Source organism: Modestobacter caceresii, assembly GCF_000761485.1.
In the GTDB taxonomy this organism is placed as follows: Bacteria; Actinomycetota; Actinomycetes; order Mycobacteriales; family Geodermatophilaceae; genus Modestobacter; species Modestobacter caceresii.
This window is the reverse complement of record NZ_JPMX01000013.1, coordinates 15,409-35,355: the sequence shown is the minus strand read 5'-3', so window position 1 is coordinate 35,355 and position 19,947 is coordinate 15,409. Positions and strand designations below refer to the sequence as shown.

Sequence of the window (19,947 nt, the reverse complement as noted above, 5' to 3'; positions counted from 1 at the left end):
AGGACCGCCGCCCCCCAGGGGCGGCGGTCCTGTCTCAGGCTGCCGGGATGTCCTCCCGGTTGACCAGGATCGCCAGCTGGGTCCGGGTCCGGACCTCCAGCCGGCGCATCACCGCCGTCAGGTGGCTCTTCACCGTCGCCGAGCTCAGGAACAGCCGGCCGGCGATCTCCTCGTTGCTGAGCCCCTGCGCCACCAGCTCGGCCACCTCGCGCTGGCGCTCGGTCAGCCGGTCGAGGGCCCGGGCCACCACGGTCTGGCTGGGGACCTCCCCGGTCAGGTGGCGCACGAGCTGACTGGTCACGGCGGCGTCGAGGGCGGGCTCCTGGCGGGCGAGGGCGCGCACCGCCTCCACCAGCCGCTGGGCAGCGGCACGACGCGGCAGGAACCCCCGGACCCCGCACTGCAGCACGTCCATCAGGCCGGTCCGGCCACCGCCGCCGGCCTCAGCGAGCACGAGGACGCCCACCCCGCGCTGGCACAGGTCACGCAGCAACGGCAGTGCGGCGCTGCCGACCAGGCTCTGCCGGACGATGACGACGCGCGTCCCGGGGCCGTCGGCGACCGCCACGACCTCCATCAGGTCGGCGGTCTCGACGACGACCGCGATGTCGGGCTGGGCCTCGAAGACCGCACGGAGCCCGAGCCGGAAGACCTCCTGATCCTCGCAGATCAGCACCTGGACCAGGTGCCGGGGCGTCCGCCGAGCGCAGGGCCGCAGGCCGGGCCGCGGTGGCGGGCCGTCCGGCACGACCACGCCGTCGTGCAGCACCGCCCGGACGCTCGATGGGTCGGCAGGCTGCGGGCGCGCATCGGTGTGCTCGGTCTCGGTCCCTGGGTCGGCAAGTCTCATGCGAACTCCCCCTGATGCCACCGCAACCACCGCCCCTGACCGCCACAGTGGGCCGGCGGGAGTCGCGGTGACGGAACGGTAACGAACAATCGAGTTCCTGTGTCGGTTCTCGTCCACGGAACTCACAGCAGGCGCTCAGGCCTGCAGGTCGCCGGCCGCACGGTTGAAGTGGATCGCCAGCTGGGTGCGGTCCCGCAGCCCCAGCCGACGCAGGGCCACCGTGATGTGGCCCTTGACGGTGGCCCGGCTGACGTCGAGCCGTTCGGCGATCTCGGCGTTGGTGAGGCCCTCGGCGACCAGCCGCGACACGGCCATCTGCCGCGTGGTCAGCACCCCGCTGAACGACGTCCGAGCGCCGTCGGCCTGCCGCGGTGCGTCGTCCAGCCGGTGCAGCAGCTCGCCGGTGGCCGCTGCGTCCAGCACCATCTCGCCCCGGGCCACCGCCCGCACGCCGTCGACCAGCCGCTGGGGACTGACCGTGGTGTGCACGTAGCCGCACGCACCGGCCTGCAGGGCGTCGACCAGGTCGCTGCCCGATCCGGGCTCACCGAGGAGGACCACCCGGACCCCCAGTCCGCACAGCGCGCGCACCAGCTCGGCCACGACCGGTCCCCACGCCCCGAGCCCGACGACGGTGACGTCGGGCCGGAACCGGGCGGCCAGGGCGAGTGCGTCGGTCGCCGACCCCGCGTCGGCGACCACGCGCAGGTCGGACGCCCGGAGCAGCACTGCCCGCAGGCCGTGCCGGAGCACCTCGTGGTCGTCACAGATGAGCACCCGGAAAGAGGCACCGTCGTCCCGGACCGGGCCATCGGGCAGCGCCTCGCGGGCCGTGCCGAGGTACGGGTCGCCGGTCATCCTGTCAACTCCGCTCGGGCGGGCGCGAGGAGGCGTCCGCCTGGATCTCACCGGTCTCGGAAGTTAGGGGATGACGCACGGTGAGCGCCACCGGCTTGGGCGCGTTGTCACCGAACGCACCCGGGGTTCATACCCGGGTCGTGGTCCCCCCGGCCCCGGGTGCACGACCCGACCCCGCCGGGCGGTGGAGGTGACCGACGGCGGACGGGCCACCCCGGGCGTCCGGGCGAGCCGGTCCCCCTCCTCGCGGTGGAGGCGACGCCCCCACCCACGCCCCCGGGTGCGCCTGCAGAACCGCCCGTGCGGCCGATGCCGGCCGGACCGGCGCAGACCTAGCGTTCGCCTCGTTCGTCCGGTCCCGACGCCCGCAGGAGCAGCCGTGCACGAGACGATGATCATCGCGAAGATGGACCCGGCCCACGCCGACGACGTGGCCGCCGTCTTCGGTCGCTACGACGCGACCTCGATGCCCCACGAGATCGGGGTGCGACACCGGTCGCTCTTCCAGTTCCACGGCATCTACGTGCACCTGGTCGGCTTCGACCGCCCCCCGGCGGAGGCGATGCAGGTCGCCCAGTCGCTGCCTGCCTTCCGCGCCGTGAGCACGGACCTGCAGCCCTACATCGAGGCCTACAGCCCCACCTGGCGCTCACCGCAGGACGCGATGGCCCGCCGCTTCTACCACTGGACGTCCTCGCCCGAATGAGGCGAGCGACAGCACACGGTTGAGAGGCCGAGATGACACGCTCCTCGATGACCACGCCCGGGGTGTCCGCACCGCCGGCGCCGACGGACTGGACCTCCTGTCCCGCCTGCGGGTGGCTGCTCTACCGCAGACGGCTCGAGCGTGACCTGCACGTCTGCCCGGAGTGCGACGCGCACCTCCGGCTCGGCGCCCGGGCCCGCATCGACCAGCTCGTCGACCCCGAGAGCTTCGCCGAGACGGTCTTCCCGGAACGGGAGGGCGACCCCCTCGGCTTCACCGACCTGCGCGCCTACCCCGACCGGCTGCGGGACGCCGCGCACCGCTCCGGGGAGTCCGAGGCGGTCGTCGTGGGGGTGGCCGCGATCGGGGGCACCCCCGTGGTGCTGGCCGTCATGGACTTCGGCTTCCTCGGCGGCAGCATGGGCGTGGAGGTCGGGCGCCGGGTGAGCGGCGCCGCCGGGCTGGCGCTCGAGCGGGGCCTGCCGCTGCTGGCCGTCTGCGCCAGCGGCGGTGCGCGGATGCAGGAGGGCGTCTTCTCGCTCTTCCAGATGGCCCGGGTGAGCGAGGCCTTCGGCCGGCTGCGCGAGGCCGGGCTGTTCTCGGTCTGCGTGCTCACCGACCCCACCTACGGGGGCGTGTCCGCCTCGTTCGCCACCCTGGCCTCGGTCCTCGTCGGCGAGCGCGGCGCGCACGTGGGCTTCGCCGGCCCCCGCGTCGTGCAGGAGACGATCCGGGCCGAGCTCCCGAGAGACTTCCAGACCGCGGAGTTCCTGCTGGCCCACGGCCTGGTCGACCGGGTGGAGAGCCGGGCCGAGCTGCGTCCGCTGCTGGTGCGGCTGCTGGCCCTGCACGCGCCGGACCGGCCCCGGGGCGAGGTCGACGAGGAGGCGGACCCCACCGCCCCCGACGTGACGCCGCCACCGGACAGCGACCCGTGGGACGTGGTCCAGCGGGCCCGGGTGGTCGAGCGGCCGACGACGCTGGACTACCTGCACACCGCCTTCGACGACTTCGTCGAGCTGCACGGCGACCGGGCCTTCGGTGACGACCCCGCCCTGATCGGGGGCGTGGCCTCGATCGGCGGCCACAGCGTCGTCGTCCTCGGGCACGAGAAGGGGCACTCGGTCCGCGAACGGGTGGCGCACGAGTTCGGGATGCCCCATCCGGAGGGCTACCGCAAGGCGATGCGGCTGCTCGGGCACGCGGAGGTGCACGGGCTGCCCGTCGTCACGCTCGTCGACACCCCCGGCGCCCATCCGGGACCGGAGGCGGAGGAGCACGGGCAGTCCCACGCGATCGCCGAGATCATCATGCGCAGCAGCCGGCTCCGCGTCCCGGTCGTCTCGGTGGTGACCGGGGAGGGCGGCAGCGGCGGCGCGCTGGCCCTGTGCACCTCCGACCGGCTGCTGGTGCTGGAGAACGCCTACCTGTCGGTGATCAGCCCCGAGGGCTGCGCGGCCATCCTGTGGCGGACGTCCACCGCGGCGCCGACCGCCGCCCGGGCCATGCGCCTGGGTGCGGCCCACCTGTACCGGTCGGGCATCGCCACCTCCGTGGTCGCCGAGCCCCCGGGCGGTGCGCACACCGACCCGGCCGAGGCGGCGCGGCTGCTCCGCGCAGCGGTCCGCCGGGAGCTGGACGAACTCGCCGGGCAGGACGTCGATGCCCTGCTGGCGGCCCGGTCGCGGCGGTTCTCCCGCATCGACGTGGACGACGGACGGCCGGTGCGGGCGCTCCAGCCCGTCCTGCCGGTGGAGCGGTGACGTGCGCCCCGGGGAGCTCGCCCAGCGAGCCGAGGTGACCGGCCCGCCCACCGGCGAGGACGACGAGGTGCGCTCGCTGCGGGAGGACGTGCTGCAGCTGGCCCGGGCCCTCCCCGGGGACCTGCGCCGGCTCACCGTGCGCAACGGGGACAGCTCGATCGAGATCGAGTGGGCCACCGAGGACCGTCCGCCCGCCGACGGCGCCGGCGTCCCCGGGCCGCGCGGTCTCACGCTCGCCGCGGACCCTGCCTCCGACGCCGAGGTGCCGGCGGACCTCACCGCCGTCCACGCCCCCCTGGTCGGCACGTTCTACGCGGCGCCGGCCCCGGACGCCGGGCCCTTCGTCCGGGTCGGTGACGAGGTGGAGGCCGGTCAGACGCTCGGGATCGTCGAGGCGATGAAGCTGATGAACCCGATCGTCGCCGACGAGGCGGGCGTGGTCGCCGAGGTCGTCGTCGGGGACGCCGAGTCCGTCGAGTACGGCCAGGTGCTGATGTACCTGCGCTGCGACGGGGGCCCGCGGTGATCAGCCGGCTGCTCATCGCCAACCGCGGTGAGATCGCCGTCCGCATCGCGCGGGCCTGCCGGGAGCTCGGCATCGAGGTGGTCGCCGCCTGCTCCACCCCCGACCGGGACTCCGCCGTGGTGGAGATGGCCGACGAGAGCGTCCACATCGGCCCGGCCGCACCACGGCACAGCTACCTGCACGTGCCCAACCTCATCGAGGCGGCGCTGCGCACCGGCGCGGACGCCGTGCACCCCGGGTACGGCTTCCTCTCCGAGGACCCCGACTTCGCCGAGATCTGCGACAAGGAGGGCCTCACCTTCGTCGGCCCGCCGCCGGAGGTCATGCAGCAGATGGGCAACAAGGCGACGGCGCGGCGGCTGATGGCCGGCGCCGGGCTGCCGCTGCTGCCCGGGGTCGTCGAACCGGTCCGGACGGCGGACGAGGGCCGCGCCATCGCCGACGCGATCGGCTACCCGGTGATCATCAAGGCCGTCGCGGGCGGGGGTGGCCGCGGGATGACGGTGGTGACCTCCCCCGCGGACTTCACCGAGGCCTTCACCAGCACGCGGGCGGTCGCCCGGGCGGTCTTCCGCGACCCGACGGTCTACGTGGAGCGCTACCTGACCCGGGCCCGGCACGTGGAGGTCCAGGTCCTCTGCGACGCCCACGGCTCCGGGATCTCACTCGGCGAACGTGACTGCTCGCTCCAGCGGCGGCACCAGAAGCTGCTGGAGGAGGGCCCGGCCGGTCGGCTCTCCCTCGAGCAGCGCGAGGAGCTGGGCGCCCTGGCCGTGCAGGGGGCGCTCTCGGTCGGGTTCACCGGGGCCGGCACCGTGGAGTTCCTCGTCGACGAGGCCGGCGCGTACTTCATGGAGATGAACGCGCGGATCCAGGTCGAGCACCCGGTCACCGAGATGCTCACCGGGGTCGACCTGGTCCGCGAGCAGCTGTTGGCCGCCAGCGGCCGCCGGCTGCAGCTGCGCCAGGAGGACGTCGTCCCGCGCGGGGCCGCGGTCGAGTGCCGGATCAACGCCGAGGACCCCACCCGCGGTTTCGCCCCCGCACCCGGGCACCTCGACGTGCTGCGCCCCCCGGGCGGCCCGTGGACCCGGTTCGACACCGGCTACCGCCAGGGCGACGACGTGGGCCCGCACTACGACTCGCTGCTCGGCAAGCTCGTCGTCTGGGCTCCCGACCGGGACCAGGCGATCCGGCGGATGGACCGCGCGCTGGCCGAGCTGCGGGTCGAGGGCCCGGGCCTGCGCACCACCGTCGGCCTGCACCGCGCCCTGCTGCGCCACCCCGACGTGCGCGCCGACTGCCACGACATCGAGTTCCTCGACCGCGCACTGCCCGACCTGCTCGTGCAGTCGGCGGCCCTCGCCGAGAGCTCGACCACGGGGCTGCCCGTCCCGCACGGCCCCCTCCAACTCGTCCCGGCCCCCGAGCAGCACCGGCCGGGACCTCCCGTCCCCGCCCCGTCCCTGGAAGGAACACCGCCATGTCCGACCCCGCCATGACCAAAGCCCCGTTCACCCTCGACGACCTGATGGACCTGCTGTCGGAGAAGGCGGGTCTCCCGCCGGAGTCGCGCACCACCGACCCCGACGCCCACTTCTCCGACATCGGGCTGGACTCGCTGGCCTTCCTCTCGATGCAGACCGAGCTGCACGACCGGTTCGGCACCGAGATGCCCGACGACGACGCGGAGCGCTACACCCTCGGCGACATCGTCGCGACCGTCTCCGCGGCCCAGTCCCAGCCGGCCTGAAGCAGGACCCCGTCCTCCTCCCGCCTCGCGAGCTCGGCGCGAGCCCCTGGACGGGGCCGAACCCCCACCGCCACATCCCCTCGACCACCGGAGGACCCAGATGAGCACGCCCGAGAACGACGGCCGGACCGTCGGCCACACCGACAACTCGATCTTCATCGACGCCGGCATCGACCACGTCTGGCGGATGACCAACGACCTGCCGACGTGGCCGGACCTGTTCACCGAGTACGCCGAGGTGGAGGTGCTCGCGCAGACCGGCTCGACCTTCCGGTTCCGGCTGAAGATGCACCCGGACGAGAGCGGCCGGGTGTGGAGCTGGGTCTCCGAACGGACCCTGGACGAGGAGCGGCACGAGGTGGTGGCGCACCGGGTCGAGCCCGGCCCGTTCGAGTTGATGGACATCCGCTGGAGCTACGCCCCGGAGGGCACGGGCACCCGGATGCGGTGGGTGCAGGACTTCCGGATGCGTCCGGAGGCCCCCATCGACACCGCCGGCATGACCGAGCGGATCGACGCCAACAGCAAGATCCAGATGGCGGTCATCCGGGACAAGGTGGAGGCGGCCGCCCGGCATCCGGAGCCGGCGCGGTGACCGGCCCGCGCACCGGGGCGGCCGTCGTCCTGCCGGGCGAGTGGACGGCCGCACCCGGTGCTCTGGAGCCCTGGCTGCCCGACCCGGCCGCCCGGGACGTCGTGGCCGAGGCCTCCGACGTGCTGGGCCGGGACGTCGTCGCGTGGTGGGGCGACCCGCTCAACCTGCACGACCCGGTGGTCGCCCACCTGGCGGCCCTCGTCGTCGGCGTGGCGGGCTGCCGCAGCCTCGCCGCCGCCGGCCTGCAGCCGGTCGCCGTCGCCGGGCACGGCGTCGGGGAGTACGCGGCCCTGGTCGCAGCGGGCACCCTCCGGCTGGACCAGGTGGTCGACCTCGTCGACTGCCGGGCCGAGATGCTGGCCCACGGCCCGCGCCCGTCCACCGCGGGCATGGCCGCCGTCGTCGGGCCGGGCGCCGGTGAGGTCGCCCGTGCGGTGGTCGCGGACCTGGGGACCACCTCGGGTCTGGCGATCGCCGCGTACGACGGTCCGGCCCAGGTGGTGCTCTCCGGCTGGTGCCCGGAGCTGGCCCAGGCCCGGGAGGGCGTCGTCGCCGCCGGCCTGGACCTGGTCCGGCTGCCGGGGCGGGCCGCCGGCCACGGTCCGCTGGTGCAGTCGATCGCCGAGCGCCTGGCGCCCTCGTTCGACGAGCTGGACTGGTCCGTCCCGTACGTGCCCGTGCTGTCCAACGTCGACGCCCGGCCCTCCCGCGACCCGGAGCACCTGGCCCGGTGCCTGCAGCGGCACCTCACGTCGCCGGTGCAGTGGGAGGCCACCGCACACGCCCTGGTGGCGGACGCGGGGGCGACCTGGGTCGTCGAGGTCGGCACCGTCCCGACCCTGGGCCCGCTGATCCGCCAGGTCCACCCCGACCTCCCGGTCCTCCTGGCCACCGGCCCGGGCGTGCCCGGCCCGGATCCCCATGACGAACACGCGCTCACCGGCGCGGCCCCCAGCAGAGGAGAGAGATGACCACCATCCAGCACCCCACGACGAAGGTGCGGTGCGGACCCACCGTGTCCCGCTCGGACGCGGCGCCCAACCGCCGGCGCGGCGGCGACATCCGGGTGCTGCTCTCGCCGACCAGCGTGGGCGCCACCGCCGGCTTCATGGGCACCCTGACCCTCGAGCCGGGCGAGGTCGTCACCGAGCACTGGCACCCGTACTCGGAGGAGTTCCTGTACTGCGTCTCCGGCGACGTGCTCGTGACGCTGGACGGCGAGGAGCGCCGGCTGGGCGGCGAGTCGGCGCTGCACATCCCGATCGGCGTGCGGCACCGGATCGTCAACGACGGCGCGGAGTCGGCGTTCTTCGTCTTCCTCGCCGGCCCGCTGGCCCCGCGTCCCGAGCTGGGCCACGTCGACATCGAGCCCTCCCCGGGCTCGATGGGCGTCCGGTGACCACGACCGGGTGCCGGGTGGTCATCACCGGCATCGGCGTCGTCGCGCCCGGCTCGATGGGCCGCGAGGGGTTCTGGGAGATGATCACCGCCGGCCGGACGGCGACCCGGCGGATCACCTTCTTCGACCCCAGCCGCTTCCGCTCCCAGGTCGCCGCCGAGGTCGACTTCGACGGGCGGAAGCTGGGCCTGACCGCCCACGAGGTGTTCCGCAACGACCGCTTCGTGCAGATGGCGATGGTCGCCGCCGACGAGGCGGTGGCCGACAGCGGACTGGCGCTCGGCGCCGGTGTCGAGGCCACCGACCCGGACCGGGTGGGCGTCGTCCTCGGCAGTGCGGTCGGGGCCACCATGCGGCTGGAGGACGAGTACGTCGCGGTCAGCGACGCCGGCACGCACTGGCTGGTCGACCCGCAGTACGCCTCGCGGTTCCTGCACCACGCGCTGGTGCCCAGCTGCGGGGCGACCGAGCTGGCGGTGCGCTTCGGCGCCTCGGGGCCGGCCACCGTGGTCTCCACCGGTTGCACGTCGGGCATCGACGCCGTCGGCTACGGCAGCCAGCTGATCGAGGACGGCGACGCCGACGTCGTCATCGCCGGGGCCAGCGACGCCCCGATCTCGCCGATCTCGATGGCCTGCTTCGACACGATCCGGGCGACGACCGGCAACAACGACGACCCGGCGCACGCCGCCCGGCCGTTCGACGCCCGCCGGGACGGGTTCGTCATGGGCGAGGGCTCCGCCGTGCTGGTGCTGGAGGAGCTCGAGCACGCCCGCCGGCGCGGCGCGGAGGTGTACTGCGAGGTCAGCGGCTACGCCAACCGCTGCAACGCCCACCACATGACCGGACTGCGCCCCGACGGGGTGGAGATGGCCGAGGCGATCCGGCTGGCCCTCGACCATGGCCGGATCGACGCCGACGAGGTGGGCTACGTCAACGCACACGGCTCGGGCACCAAGCAGAACGACCGGCACGAGACGGCCGCGGTGAAGCTCAGCCTCGGCCCGACCGCCCAGCAGGTCTCGATGAGCTCGATCAAGTCGATGATCGGCCACTCGCTGGGCGCCATCGGCTCGATCGAGATCGCCGCCACCGCACTGGCGGTGCAGCGCGGCGTGGTGCCGCCGACGGCGAACTACGAGGTGCCCGACCCCGAGTGCGACCTGGACTACGTGCCCAACACCGCGCGGGAGCAGAAGGTCGACGTCGCGCTGTCGGTGGGCAGCGGCTTCGGCGGCTTCCAGTCCGCGATCGTGCTGGCCCACCCGACGAGGAGGACCCCGTGACCGGGCTGGTCGTCACCGGGATCGGCGTGGTGGCGCCGACCGGCGTGGGTGTGGAGGCGCACTGGTCCTCCCTGGTGCGCGGCGAGCCGGCCATCCGGCCGATCGTCGGCTTCGACCCGGCGCAGTACGGCGTCTCGCTGGCCGGGCAGGTGACCGGCTTCGTCCCGGCCGACCACGTGGACCCCCGGCTGATGGTGCAGACCGACCGCTGGACCTGGATGTCGCTGGCGGCGGCCACGCTGGCGGCGCAGGACGCCGGGTACACCCCACCCGAGGACGCCTACGCGACCTCGGTGTTCCTGGCCGCGGGCTCCGGCGGCAACGAGTTCAGCCAGCACGAGATCCAGGGGCTGTGGGCCAAGGGGCCCAAGTCGGTCGGCGCCTACCAGTCGATCGCCTGGTTCTACGCGGCCAGCACCGGCCAGATCTCCATCCGGGACGGCTACAAGGGCCCCTCCGGTGTGGTGGTGAGCGAGGGCGCGGGCGGGCTGGACAGCATCGGCTGGGCCCGCCGGGTCGTGCGCCGCGGCACCCCGGCGGTGCTGGTCGGGGGCACCGAGGCCGGGGTCACCCCCTACGCCCTGCTCTGCCAGGCGACCAGCGGGCGGCTCTCCACGGCGACGGCCCCCGAGGACGCCTACAAGCCCTTCGACCGGCGGGCCTCGGGCCACGTCGTCGGCGAGGGCGGGGCGATCCTGCTGGTCGAGGAGGCCGACGCCGCCCGGGCCCGCGGGGTGGAACGGGTGTGGGGCGAGGTGGTCGGCCACGGCGCCACGCACGACGCCCACCACCACGCCGACCCCGCACCCGACGCCCGGCAGTACGCCCGGGCCATCCAGCTCTCCCTCGCCGACGCCGGGATCACCCCGGACGAGGTGGACCTGGTCCTCGCCGACGGGGCCGGGGTGCCGGAGCTGGACGCCCTCGAGCTGGAGGCGCTGCAGCGGGTGTTCGGCGGGCGCGCCGACCCGGTGCCGGTGACCGCGCCGTCGTCCTTCACCGGACGGCTGATGGCCGGCGGCTCGGCGCTCGACGTGGCCACCGCGCTGCTGGCCATGCGGGACGGGATCGTGCCCGGAACCGCGTACCTCGACGACCCGGTCGACGCCCCCGGGCTCGACCTGGTCCAGCACAGCCGGGCCCAGCAGGTCGAGACGGCTGTCGTCCTCGCCCGGGGGTTCGGCGGCTTCAACAGCAGCCTGGTGCTGCGCCGGCCCACCGAGGAGAGGACGTCATGACGACGTTGGAGGACGCGGCCACCACCACCACCACCGCCGAGCAGGGCGGCGCGGTCCGCACCCTGCTGCGGATGCGGGTGCGGGAGGGCTGCGAGGAGCAGTTCGAGGATGCGTGGCGCACGGCGGCGGTCCAGATCGCCGGGGAACCGGGCAACGTCCGGCAGGAGCTGATGCGGGACGCCGACGACCCCCGCACCTTCCTGATCGTCGGCGAGTGGGCCGACCGGGCGGCTGCGGACGCGTTCGGCCGGTCCGCCGCCCGGGAGGCGCTGACCGCCTCGCTCCGCGACCTGCGGGAGGACGCCGACCGCAGCACGTACGAGATCCGCTACGGCATCGCCGGGGGCGAGCAGGGCTCGCACGTCCGGGTGGACATCAGCACCCGGGTGGCCCCGGGCGAGGAGGAGGCGTTCGAACGGGCCTACGCCGTCGTCACCGACCGGCTGCGCGGGACGCCGGGCCTGATCCGCGAGGAGCTGCTCCGGGAACCGGGCTCGGACATCTTCCACATCTTCGCCGAGTGGGAGTCCGACCAGGACTTCCGCAACTGGGTGGACGACCCCTCGCACGCCGACCAGAGCGGGCCGCTGATCCGCTGGCTGTCGGTCTTCTTCGAGCGCAAGCTCTACGAGATCCGCTTCCGCCCGCAGGAGGCCGGGGTCCGCGGCGTCCGGGCCACCCGCCCCACACCGGCCCCTGCCGCGCCGGAGACCACCAGCGTGCCGGCGCCCCGGGCCGAGCCGGCGGTCGCGGCCGCTCCCCCGCCGGTGGACGCCCCGACCCGCACCGCGTGCGAGGTCCTGGTGGTCGGCGCGGGCCCGACCGGGCTGACCGCGGCGATCGAGCTGGCCCGGCGCGGGATCGCCGTCCGGGTGGTGGACAAGCGCTCCCAGCCGGCCGCCCAGGCGGACAAAGCCATCGGCGTGCACTGCCGGACGATGGAGATCTGGGAGGACCAGGGCATCGTCACCGAGGCGATGGACGCCGGCAGCTGGCTGCACGGGCAGACGGTGTTCGTCAACGGCAAGCAGACCCACCAGGTCGACTGGTCCGGGCTGGAGGAGCTGCCCTACGCCCACCTCGGGCTGCCGCAGTACGAGACCGAGCGGATCCTCGTCGACCGGCTGACGTCCCTCGGCGTCCCGGTGGACCGGGGGGTCGAGCTCACCGGCTTCAGCCAGGACGACGACGGCGTCACCGCGGAGTTCGTCGACGCGGCGGGCACCCGGTCGAGCAGCCGCGCGCAGTACCTGATCGGGGCCGACGGGTCCGGCAGCGCGGTGCGGGAGCAGCTCGAGCTCACCTTCGACGGCGGCCTGTCGATGTTCCCGCAGCTGTTCATGCTCGGGGACGTCGACGTCGAATGGGAGATGCCGCCGGGCCACCTGGTGCGCTGGGTGCGGATCGAGGAGGACGGCGACTTCACCGGGATGCTGGTGTGCGTGCCGCTCAAGGGCCACCACCGGTACCGGGTGGCGACGCTGGCCCCGCAGCGGCTGCAGAAGACGATCGGCAGCGGGGTCGTGCCGCCCGGGTTCTGGAAGGAGTACGACCCGCCGGGGCTGGCCGACATCCAGGCCGCGATCGACGACCTCGGCCCGGCCGGGACGACGGCGAGCAACCTGCGCTGGTCGTCGATCTTCCGGGTCAAGCACGGCATCGTCGACCGGTACCGCACCGGCCGGGTCTTCGTCGCCGGGGACGCCGCCCACCTGCACCCGCCGGCCGGGGGCCAGGGCATGAACACCGGGATCCAGGACGCCTGGAACCTGGCCTGGAAGGTGGCCCTGGCCGTCCGCGGGCAGGCCTCATCCGGCCTGCTGGACAGCTACGAGGCCGAGCGGCGGCCCGCCGGGAAGGCCATCGTCGACCGCGCCGTGGCCATCGCGTTCACCGACGAGATGGACATGGACGACGAGCGGGCGCAGTTCCTGCTCGAGATGCAGATGACGATGAACTACGCCGACAGCCCGCTGGTCGGGGAGGTCACCGGCCCGGCCGGGTTCACCGGCGGTCCGCTGCCCGGACACCGGGCACCCGACGTGCTGGGGCTCCGCCGGTTCGGGGTCGCGCACGACCTGCGGCTGTTCGACCTCACCCGGGGGACGCACGCGACCCTGCTGCTGACCGCCGGGGACGGGACCGGCGCCGAGGAGCTGCGGGCCCTGGAGGAGCTGGCCGCCTCGGTCCGGCAGGCCACCGGGGGGCAGGTGCGCCCCTACCTGGTCGCCGGCCCGGACCTCGCCGTCCCGCCGTTGGTCGACCTGCCGGTCCTGCGGGACGCGCGAGGTGCGTTCGCCGCCGCCTACGGCACGGGCGGGGCGGGGACGGCGGCCTACCTGGTGCGACCCGACGGGCACGTCGGCTTCCGCACCCGGCCGGTCAGCGAGCCGGCCCTGCGCGAGCACCTGGCGGGGGTGTTCGCCGGCTGAGGCCCGGGCCCCGCGCGGCCGGCGACTGCCGACCGCGCGGGGTCACCGGGGGAAACACGGAGTTCATCGGTGGGCGTCTTCCGGTGGAGGTATCTCAGCACTAAGGTTTCTCGGCATGAGCACTCGCCGGGTCCGCATCGGGATCGACACGGGCGGCACCTTCACCGACGTGGTCGCCGTCGACGAGGAGACCGGGGAGGTCTCCACCACCAAGACGCCGTCCACACCGGGCGACCCGGCCGACGGCTTCCTCGCCGGTGTCCAGAAGGTGCTGGGCCAGCTGGGGCTGGACGGGTCGGCGGTGACCGCCGTCAGCCACGGGACGACCGTCGCCACCAACCAACTGCTCGAGGGCAAGCTGGACCGGATCGGGTTCATCACCACCGAGGGCTACGAGTCGGTGCTGGAGATCGCCCGCCAGTCGGTGCCCGACGGCTACGGCAACAGCTACTTCTGGGTCAAGCCGCCGCGGATCGTGCCGGCCGACCTGGTCCGCACCGTGGGCGGCCGGCTGGACGTCACCGGCGCCGAGGTGCGGCCCTTCTCCCGCGAGGACGCCGTCGCGGCCGCCCGGTTCTTCAAGGACGCCGGGATCACCACCATCGGCGTCTGCTTCCTGCACTCCTACGCCGACGACGCGCACGAGCAGGCGATGCTCGACGTGCTCCACGTGGAACATCCCGGCGCCGTGGTGTCGATCAGCTCCCAGGTGCTGCGCGAGTACCGCGAGTACGAGCGCTCGGTGACCACCCTGGTCGACGCCGCGGTGAAGCCGAAGGTCGGCGCCTACGTCAGCAACATCCGCCGCCGGCTCGACGACATCGCCCCCGCCGTCCCCTTCTACGTGATGAAGAGCAACGGCGGCGTGCTCAGCGCCTCCGAGGTGGTGCACCAGCCGATCACCACGATGCTCTCCGGCCCCGCCGCGGGCGCGCTGGGCGCCGCACTGATCGCCGGCACCGCGGGCTTCGACCGGGTGCTCACCTGCGACGGCGGCGGCACCTCCACCGACGTCACCGTGGTGATCGACGGTGAGCCGACGCTGACCACCGAGGGCTCGGTCGGCGACTACCCGTCCAAGATCCCGATGATCGACGTCGTCACCGTCGGCGCCGGCGGCGGCTCGATCGCCTGGCTGTCGCCGGAGGGCACGCTCAAGGTCGGGCCGAAGTCGGCCGGGGCCGACCCGGGGCCGATCTGCTACGACAACGGCGGCGAGCAGCCGACGGTCACCGACGCGCACGTCGTCCTCGGCCGGATCCCCCCACACCTGCTGGGTGGCGAGATCCCGCTGTCGGTCGACGCCGCCCGGGCCGGGCTGGAGCAGCTCGGCGGGAAGCTGGGGCTGACGGTCGAGGCGCTGGCCACCGGGATCCTGGAGATCTCGGCGTGGAACCAGGCCAACGCGCTGCGCCAGGTCACCGTCGCCCGCGGCCTCGACGTCCGCGACTTCACCCTCACCACCTTCGGCGGCTCCGGCTCGCTGCTGGCCTGCCGGCTGATGGACGTGCTGGGGCTGCCGCGCACCCTGGTGCCGCCGAACCCCGGCAACGTCAGCGCCTTCGGGCTGCTGACCGTCGACGTCCGCAACGACTACGTGCAGACGATGGTGGCCCGGCACGCCGACGTCTCCCCCGCCACCCTCGCCACCGCCTTCGCCGAGCTCGAGGGGCAGGCCGAGGTCGCCCTGGACGGCGAGGGCTTCCCGCGCGGCGAGCAGCGGATGCAGCGCACCGCCGACCTGCGCTACGTCGGCCAGGCGTTCGAGGTGCGGGTGCCGGTCGGGGACGGCGAGCTGGACGACGCGGCCATCGACGCCGTCGCCACCGCCTTCCACGCGGCCCACCACCAGCTCTACGGCTACGACTTCGCCACCGACCCCCGGCAGGCCGTGGAGTGGGTGAACCTGCGGGTGAGCGGGATCGGGCCCATCCGCCGTCCGGAGATCGTCGAGCCGGCGCCGTCCGACCGCGACGCGCGCCGCGGCACGCGTCCGGTGTTCTTCGACGAGTGGGTCGAGGCCCCGCTGTACTGGCGGCCCGACCTCTCCCCCGGCGACGTCGTCGCCGGCCCGGCGATCGTCGAGGAGTTCGGCTCCACCGTCCCGGTGCACCCGGGCTTCTCCGCCACCGTCGACCGTTTCGGCAACCTGCTGCTCACGAAGGAGACCGCCCGATGAACCACCAAGATGGCCATTCTGGTGGCACGGACGCCGCCGACCCGGTGCTGGTCGAGATCGTCGCCGGCACGCTGGCCGCGATCGAGAAGGAGGTGGAGACGTCGATCGGGCGGACCTCCCGCTCGCCGATGATCCGCGACGCGCACGACTTCCGGGCCGGCATCCACGACCGGCAGCTGCGCAAGCTCACCGGCCGCTCGTACTCCGCGCTGGTGCAGCCGGTGGTCCGCGACCACCCGATCGACGCGATGAACCCCGGCGACGTCTTCTTCCACAACGACGTCTACCTGTCCGAGGGCGGGATCGGCCACCTGCCCGACCTGTGCGTCACGGTGCCGGTGTTCGCCGACGTGGCCGGTCAACCGACCGTCGTCGCCTTCATCCAGGCGTTCGGGCACCACGACGACATCGGCGGCGCGGTGCCGGGCTCGATGCCGTCGGCGGCCACCAGCGTGTTCGAGGAGGGCCTGATGGTCCCCCCGATCAAGCTGTGGGACCGCGGCGTCCGCAACGACGCCGCGCTGACGATCATGACCCGCAACTCGCGGATGCCCGACTCGCTCGCCGCCGACCTGGACGCCGAGTGCTCGGCCTGCCTGGCCGGAGCGCGCCGGCTGGGTGAGCTGTTCGACCGGTACGGCGTGGCCGCGGTCGAGGCGTGCTTCGAGTCGATCCTGAGCAGCTCGACCGAGGTGTACCGGCGGGAGATCCTGTCCCAGATCCCCGACGGCTCCTACGTCTGGGAGGACTACGCCGAGCACGACGGCGTCGACGCCCCGCAGCTGCACCGGCAGCGGATCACGCTGACCATGGACTCCACCAAGGACGTCCCGCTGGTCATCGACTTCACCGGCACCGGCCCGCAGGCCAAGGGCCCGATCAACCACTGCGGCGACTACGCCGACGGCAACTTCCTGAAGAAGTGGCTGGCGCCGATCCTGCGCAACCTGGCCGAGTCGCCGGAGCGGATGGCGCAGCTGGACGTCAACGAGGGCGTCGTCCCGCTGATCGAGATGCGGTTCCCGGAGAAGGGCACGCTGCTCACCCCGATCTTCCCGGCGCCCACCAACGCCCGGACGTTCGTGATCCTGCGGCTGCTCGGCGTGCTGGCCGGGGTGCTGGCCAAGGCCACCGGCGGCCGGATGCCCGCCGACCAGGAGACGATCCGGTACACCGGCGTCTACGGCACCGACGCCAACGGCGAGCCGTACCTGATGCGCGAGGTGCTCGGCGGCGGCTCCGGCGGGCGGTACTACGCCGACGGCGAGGACACCATCCACGTCGTCCCGGACTCCCGGAACCTGCCCACCGAGTTCACCGAGTCCCGCTTCCCGCTGCGGATCGAGCGGCTCGCGCTGGCGAAGGACTCCGGTGGCCCGGGCCGGTACCGCGGCGGCTGCGGCTACGAGAAGGACATCCGGGTGCTGCGCGACGCGCACTTCATGTCGATCGCCGACCGGTCGATCCTGTCCTGCTGGGGCGTGAAGGGCGGCAGGGCCGGGCGGCCGTTCTCGATCACCGTCGACCCGGGTGGGCCCGACGAGCACGAGGTCGACGCGCTGGCCGACGCCGAGCCGCTGAAGGCCGGCACCGTCGTGCGGGTACGGACGACGGGCGGCGGCGGCTGGGGCGACCCGCTGGACCGGCCGGTCGACGAGGTGCTGCGGGACATCTCCTGGCACAAGGTCAGCGTCACCGGCGCCCGGGACGACTACGGCGTGGTCGTCCGGGACGACGGCACCGCCGACGAGGCGGCGACGGCCCGGCTGCGCGAGGAGCTCCGCGCGGCCCGCCCGGAGGTGCAGCCGTTCTTCGACCGCGGCCCCGGCTACGCGCTGCTGTCCGGCGGTGCGTCGCACAACGAGTTCGACCTGCTGTGAGCGAGCCTCCCCGGCTGGCCGGTCCAAGTCGGCCGGGGCAGGCTCGACCGTGATGAGCGAGAGCGAGCACGAGACCGACCAGCCCAACCTGCACCCCGGCCAGTACGACGAGGGCGGCAGCGGCGGCATGGCCACCCGCGAGCTGCAGGCCCGGCACGCCGACGCCGAGGACGGCGACCAGGAGCACGGCTGACGAGGGAGCGGACCGGGCCGTGCGGCGCGCCCCGTCACGTGTTGGCGACGAGTTCTCGTCGGCGGGCATGCCACGGCCGGCTGTGGCAATGACTGTGGTGTCCGGAACCTGCGGCGGGCGTCCCGCGCCCAGCTCGACGAGAGGAACCACCGTGCAGCAGCGCACCCGTCCCACCGCGAAGCTCTTCCTCGCCTGCGTCCTGGCCGTTGCACCCGTCACCCTGGCGGCCTGTGGCGACGAGGGCACCGGCGACGACACCGCCGCCGAGATGGACCCCTCCGAGGGGGTGTGGAGCGCCGGGGACCTGCTGGAGCAGCGGGAGGGGGAGGGCGGCGAGGCCGGGGCCGACGCGGACGCCGGTTTCAACGGCAGCTACGACTCCGGGTTCTCCGAGCAGGCGAGTGCCCTCGTGGGCGAGGAGGTGACCGTGTCGGCGACCGTGAACGAGGTGGTCGACCCGAACTCCTTCTCCATCACCGGCATCGAGGAGACCTCCGCCGAGCCGCTGCTCGTCGTGGGCTCGGACATCGCGGGCGTCCTCGAGGAGGGGCAGGTCCTCCTCGTCACCGGGACCGTGCAGAGCGGGTTCGACGAGGTCGCGGTCGAGGAGGAGCTGGGCCTCGACCTGACCGACGACGGCTACGCCGACTTCGCGGGCCGGGAGTACATCGTCGCCGAGAGCGTCGACATCCAGGTGCCGGCCGAGCAGGAGTGACCCACCCGGGCACCGCGCGCGCTCGGGCGGTGCCCGGGAGGGCAGGTCAGCCGGCCCGCCGTCCGAGCCACCACCGGCGGCGGGGGGACGGCTCCGGCTCCGACACCGCGGGCCCGGGGACGACGACCGGGCGGCTGAGCCGCCACTCGGCGACCATCTCCTCGACGTCCGGCATCCCCACCGGGATCCACGGTCCCTCGACCGGCTGACGGTAGTACCGGTCGACCCGGGCGACGTGCGCCTCGACCACCGCGCGGGCCAGCTCCTCGGTGGGCTGCCGGGCGACCCGGGCGGGCAGCTCCTCCCGTTCCTTCCGCAGCGCCAGCCCGGTGGGCATGATCGCGGCGACGTCGGCCTCTTCCCGCCGCGCCCACTCCAGCGCCCACTCGTAGGTGGTCTTCTCCCGCTCCCGCCGGGGCAGCGGCTTCCCCGCCCCGGCCAGCCCCTCGAGGTCTCCTCGCTCGCGGGCCTGCGTGATCTGGTGCTCGACCCAGCTCTCGAACGACACACCTTCCGGCTTGCGTTCCGTCATCGGCGTCCTCCTCCGCGCTCCTCTGCCAGTCTGGGCGGCATGCGGACGACGGGCACCCGAGAGGTCTACCGGAACCCATGGCTCCGGCTGCGTGAGGACGCCATCGAGCTGGACGACGGATCGCCGGGCGTCTACTCCGTCGTCGAGCGGCCGCACTTCGGCCTGGTGATCGCTGCCGAGCGGGACGGCTTCTGGCTGGTCGAGCAGTTCCGCCACCCGCTCGGCCGCCGCTCCTGGGAGTTCCCCCAGGGCACCTGGCCGGCGGGCGGGACCGGGACGGCGGAGGAGCTGGCCCGAGCCGAGCTGGCGGAGGAGACCGGGCTGAGGGCGGCCCGGCTGAGCCACCTCGGGCACCTGGACCTGGCGCCGGGGCTCACGACCCAGGAGTTCGACGTCTGGCTGGCCGAGGGCCTGACGCCCGGCCCCACCGCCCGCGAGGCGACCGAGGCCGACATGCGCTCGGCGTTCGTCACCGAGGCCGAGCTCCGGGCGATGGTCCGCGACGACCGGTTCACCGACGGCCCCTCGCTGGCCGCCTACAGCCTGCTGCTGCTCACCCGAGCAGAGGCACAGGAGTGAACTGCACGCCGGACGGGAACCGAGGAGCCATGGACGAACCTGCCCACAACGTCGAGGTCACGGTCATCACGCACGACGCAGAGTCTGCCGAGATCACGGTCGTCGGTGAACTGACCGAGCACGCCCGCCGGCCGTTGGTCCGCGAGATGACCGATCTGATGCTGGCCGGCGCCACGCTGAAGCAGGTCCGGGTGGACCTGTGCGAGGTCACCTTCATGAACTCGGCCGGGATGGCGACCCTCGTGCAGTTGCAGCGGATGGCCCAGCCCCGGGGCATCGACACCCCGCTCGTGGTGCACACCGCCGCCGTCGCCCGCCCCCTGCAGCTCAGCGGCCTGTGGCGGCGCTTCACCATCGTCGACCGCCGCGAGGGCCACCCGGAGGACGTGCACGAGGCCACCCCCCACGGCCACGACCACAGCTGACCGACGCTCCAGCCGGGCTCCGCTCGCCGGGCACCTGC

The 19,947-nt window shown here is 73.9% G+C and carries 20 protein-coding genes; 17 read left to right on the top strand and 3 right to left on the bottom strand.

What is annotated here, in order from left to right:
- Nucleotides 1–34: 34 nt before the first annotated feature.
- Nucleotides 35–850 (bottom strand): response regulator transcription factor, encoded by an 816-nt coding sequence (locus IN07_RS04460; RefSeq protein ID WP_081975182.1) that lies wholly within the window; start codon nucleotides 848–850, stop codon nucleotides 35–37.
- A gap of 135 nt (nucleotides 851–985) precedes the next feature.
- Nucleotides 986–1,708: a LuxR C-terminal-related transcriptional regulator gene (locus IN07_RS04455; RefSeq protein ID WP_052090783.1), complete on the bottom strand. Its 723-nt coding sequence runs from the start codon at nucleotides 1,706–1,708 to the stop codon at nucleotides 986–988.
- Nucleotides 1,709–2,087: 379 nt separating this feature from the next.
- On the opposite strand from IN07_RS04455, the gene IN07_RS04450 reads away from it, so the two are divergent.
- The 15 genes from IN07_RS04450 (at nucleotide 2,088) to IN07_RS04385 (ending at nucleotide 18,373) form a co-directional block, all read left to right on the top strand.
- A complete protein-coding gene (locus IN07_RS04450; RefSeq protein WP_036333928.1) occupies nucleotides 2,088–2,414 on the top strand; it encodes a TcmI family type II polyketide cyclase in 327 nt (108 codons plus the stop codon).
- A 47-nt stretch (nucleotides 2,415–2,461) separates the two neighbouring features.
- Nucleotides 2,462–4,177, top strand: a complete 1,716-nt coding sequence (gene accA, locus IN07_RS04445) for an acetyl-CoA carboxylase carboxyltransferase subunit alpha/beta (RefSeq protein ID WP_231557987.1) — start codon at nucleotides 2,462–2,464, stop codon at nucleotides 4,175–4,177.
- A gap of 1 nt (nucleotide 4,178) precedes the next feature.
- Nucleotides 4,179–4,703, top strand: a complete 525-nt coding sequence (locus IN07_RS04440) for an acetyl-CoA carboxylase biotin carboxyl carrier protein (protein WP_052090780.1) — start codon at nucleotides 4,179–4,181, stop codon at nucleotides 4,701–4,703.
- A complete protein-coding gene (locus tag IN07_RS04435; protein WP_156119035.1) occupies nucleotides 4,700–6,205 on the top strand; it encodes an acetyl-CoA carboxylase biotin carboxylase subunit in 1,506 nt (501 codons plus the stop codon). The genes IN07_RS04440 and IN07_RS04435 overlap by 4 nt, the downstream gene beginning before the upstream one ends.
- Nucleotides 6,187–6,456 (top strand): acyl carrier protein, encoded by a 270-nt coding sequence (locus tag IN07_RS04430; RefSeq protein WP_197058351.1) that lies wholly within the window; start codon nucleotides 6,187–6,189, stop codon nucleotides 6,454–6,456. Before IN07_RS04435 ends, IN07_RS04430 begins: the two co-directional genes overlap by 19 nt.
- Before the next feature lie 100 nt (nucleotides 6,457–6,556).
- A complete protein-coding gene (locus IN07_RS04425; RefSeq protein WP_036333926.1) occupies nucleotides 6,557–7,051 on the top strand; it encodes an SRPBCC family protein in 495 nt (164 codons plus the stop codon).
- Nucleotides 7,048–8,022 (top strand): ACP S-malonyltransferase, encoded by a 975-nt coding sequence (locus IN07_RS04420; RefSeq protein WP_036333925.1) that lies wholly within the window; start codon nucleotides 7,048–7,050, stop codon nucleotides 8,020–8,022. The genes IN07_RS04425 and IN07_RS04420 overlap by 4 nt, the downstream gene beginning before the upstream one ends.
- Nucleotides 8,019–8,450: a cupin domain-containing protein gene (locus tag IN07_RS04415; RefSeq protein ID WP_036333924.1), complete on the top strand. Its 432-nt coding sequence runs from the start codon at nucleotides 8,019–8,021 to the stop codon at nucleotides 8,448–8,450. Before IN07_RS04420 ends, IN07_RS04415 begins: the two co-directional genes overlap by 4 nt.
- Complete coding sequence (locus IN07_RS04410) at nucleotides 8,447–9,736, top strand: beta-ketoacyl-[acyl-carrier-protein] synthase family protein (protein ID WP_036333923.1); 1,290 nt, start codon at nucleotides 8,447–8,449, stop codon at nucleotides 9,734–9,736. The genes IN07_RS04415 and IN07_RS04410 overlap by 4 nt, the downstream gene beginning before the upstream one ends.
- Nucleotides 9,733–10,974, top strand: coding sequence for a beta-ketoacyl synthase N-terminal-like domain-containing protein (locus tag IN07_RS04405; protein WP_036333922.1), 1,242 nt, complete (start codon nucleotides 9,733–9,735; stop codon nucleotides 10,972–10,974). Before IN07_RS04410 ends, IN07_RS04405 begins: the two co-directional genes overlap by 4 nt.
- Nucleotides 10,971–13,406, top strand: a complete 2,436-nt coding sequence (locus tag IN07_RS04400) for an FAD-dependent oxidoreductase (RefSeq protein WP_052090778.1) — start codon at nucleotides 10,971–10,973, stop codon at nucleotides 13,404–13,406. The genes IN07_RS04405 and IN07_RS04400 overlap by 4 nt, the downstream gene beginning before the upstream one ends.
- Nucleotides 13,407–13,521: 115 nt before the next feature.
- Nucleotides 13,522–15,585, top strand: coding sequence for a hydantoinase/oxoprolinase family protein (locus IN07_RS04395; protein ID WP_036333921.1), 2,064 nt, complete (start codon nucleotides 13,522–13,524; stop codon nucleotides 15,583–15,585).
- Nucleotides 15,582–17,465, top strand: a complete 1,884-nt coding sequence (locus IN07_RS04390) for a hydantoinase B/oxoprolinase family protein (RefSeq protein WP_036333920.1) — start codon at nucleotides 15,582–15,584, stop codon at nucleotides 17,463–17,465. Before IN07_RS04395 ends, IN07_RS04390 begins: the two co-directional genes overlap by 4 nt.
- A 52-nt stretch (nucleotides 17,466–17,517) precedes the next feature.
- A complete protein-coding gene (locus tag IN07_RS25070) occupies nucleotides 17,518–17,658 on the top strand; it encodes a hypothetical protein (protein WP_156119034.1) in 141 nt (46 codons plus the stop codon).
- A 151-nt stretch (nucleotides 17,659–17,809) separates the two neighbouring features.
- On the top strand, nucleotides 17,810–18,373 hold the full coding sequence (locus IN07_RS04385) for a hypothetical protein (RefSeq protein WP_036333919.1): 564 nt from the start codon (nucleotides 17,810–17,812) through the stop codon (nucleotides 18,371–18,373).
- A gap of 46 nt (nucleotides 18,374–18,419) precedes the next feature.
- On the opposite strand, the gene IN07_RS04380 is transcribed toward IN07_RS04385, so the two are convergent.
- Complete coding sequence (locus IN07_RS04380; protein WP_036333918.1) at nucleotides 18,420–18,905, bottom strand: DnaJ family domain-containing protein; 486 nt, start codon at nucleotides 18,903–18,905, stop codon at nucleotides 18,420–18,422.
- Nucleotides 18,906–18,944: 39 nt separating this feature from the next.
- Here IN07_RS04380 and IN07_RS04375 point away from each other — a divergent pair, with 39 nt between their 5' ends.
- The gene (locus IN07_RS04375; protein ID WP_036333917.1) at nucleotides 18,945–19,484 is read left to right on the top strand and encodes an NUDIX domain-containing protein; all 540 of its coding nucleotides are present in this window, start codon (nucleotides 18,945–18,947) and stop codon (nucleotides 19,482–19,484) included.
- Nucleotides 19,485–19,513: 29 nt separating this feature from the next.
- Entirely contained in the window at nucleotides 19,514–19,909 is a 396-nt protein-coding gene (locus IN07_RS04370; protein ID WP_036333916.1) for an STAS domain-containing protein, read from the top strand.
- Nucleotides 19,910–19,947 lie beyond the last annotated feature (38 nt).